The 329-nt window shown below is 53.5% G+C and carries 1 protein-coding gene; it reads left to right on the top strand.

The window, feature by feature from the left end; all coding sequences use genetic code 11:
* Window positions 1-329 (top strand): flagellar assembly protein A (locus EZM41_RS13425; RefSeq protein ID WP_232618981.1); only part of this gene is annotated, 329 nt, incomplete at both ends.

Raw genomic sequence — 329 nt, 5'->3', positions numbered from 1 at the left:
TTTCGGGCGGACAAAAGCAACGCTTAGCCATAGCCGGCGCACTGGCCATGAACCCCGAGGTTTTGGTTTTGGATGAAGCTACCTCCATGCTCGATCCCTCCGGCAGGGAAGAGCTCTTTGCGGCCGTGTTGCGCTCCCGTGTGGAATTCGAGGTGATTTTAGGTGTTATCGCCATTCTAATCTCAGTACGTATTCAGACGACTCTTAGACAGCATGGCCAGGAACTTGCCGAAAAGATCCCGCTAAAACAAGGAGAAGACGGCACGAGCGTCAAGGGTAAGCCCTTAAAAGCCAGACAAGGCAAAGATCGCCAGCTCCCCAAGGGAAAG

The sequence above is a fragment of the Acetomicrobium sp. S15 = DSM 107314 genome (assembly GCF_016125955.1).
Lineage (GTDB): Bacteria > Synergistota > Synergistia > Synergistales > Thermosynergistaceae > Thermosynergistes > Thermosynergistes pyruvativorans.
Note: the sequence above shows the minus strand (reverse complement) of the source record. Positions and strands in the feature narration are given on the sequence as shown.